Here is a 1,146-nt window from a genome sequence, read left to right on the forward strand (position 1 = left end):
GGTAGCAACTGTCTTATCAGGTGCAGACCAACGCGGCCTCGGCGTCCCGCTTGCGGGCGTTGAGGATGACCAGCATCTTGCGCATGACCGCTACCAGCGCCACCTTGCTCGCCTTGCCTTTGGCTTTCAAGGTCGCGTAAAAGTCACGTAGCCTGGGCTCGTAACGGATGGCCGTTAGCGCCGCCATGTAGAGCGCTTCGCGCACTACGGCCCGGCCCCCGGTGATGCTGCGCTTGCCCTGCCAGGTACCGCTCTCGCGGTTCATGGGCGCCAGGCCGACCAGCGAAGCAATGGCCTTGCTCCCCAGTGTTCCCAGCTCCGGCAGTTCGCAGGCCAAGGTGCTGACCAGGATCGGCCCAGCGCCTTTGAGCGTTCCGATGTTCTTCCAGCCGGGCTGCACGGCGAGCTGCTCGGCAATGGCCTTGTCCAGCTGTTTAAGGTCTTCGGACAGCTGGGCAAGATGGCGCTGCTTGATCGTGATCAGGACTGGATCGGTCAGCTGCCGCAAGCGCTGCATCTCGCTGACGCGCATCTGCACCAGATGACGACGGCACTGCGCAAATTCGGCCAACCGCCGCTGCCAGGGCGCCGGTGGCACGTAGCGGGTGAGCGGCAGGAGTTGGGCCATCTGCGCCAGCACGGCTGCGTCGAGTCGATCGGTTTTGGCAGCACGTCCCGTGGCTTGGGCGAAGCGGCGGGCCCGAGCAGGATTGATGCGGACCATCGGAAGCCCAGCCTCGTGCAAAGCCTCCAGTGCGGCACGCTCGTACCCGCCGCTGGCTTCCAGCACGACCTGCGTGATGGGCCATTGTTTCAGCCACTGAATCAGCCGCACAAAGCCGCGCTTGTCGTTGCTGAATTGGCGAAACGCCTGTTCATGGACGGCCACATCCAGCGTGGCCTGACTTACATCGATCCCGATCCCATACATGGCAGAACTCCGCTAGGCTGACAGGGTCGAGAGCTCCCCCCGCTTGCCCAGTCTTATCAGTCCGAGCGCCAACTCGATCAACTGTTCGGGCGGATCAGGGAGAAACCGGCGTGGGGACCCAAGCTACCCAGCGGTCGCAAGACCTAGAGCCACACGGTCGCCCACGCCGGGCTCTCGGCACCTAAAGTGCCAGATCGGCAAGAGATAAGAGCCAC

1 protein-coding gene is annotated in these 1,146 nt (G+C 63.7%); it reads right to left on the minus strand.

From position 1 onward, the window contains the following. Positions 1-16 precede the first annotated feature (16 nt). The gene (locus ABE483_RS18925) at positions 17-931 is read right to left on the minus strand and encodes a transposase (RefSeq protein ID WP_346482189.1); all 915 of its coding nucleotides are present in this window, start codon (positions 929-931) and stop codon (positions 17-19) included. Between the last annotated feature and the right edge of the window lie 215 nt (positions 932-1,146).

This window comes from Stenotrophomonas sp. TWI602, from assembly GCF_039674045.1.
In the GTDB taxonomy this organism is placed as follows: Bacteria; Pseudomonadota; Gammaproteobacteria; order Xanthomonadales; family Xanthomonadaceae; genus Stenotrophomonas.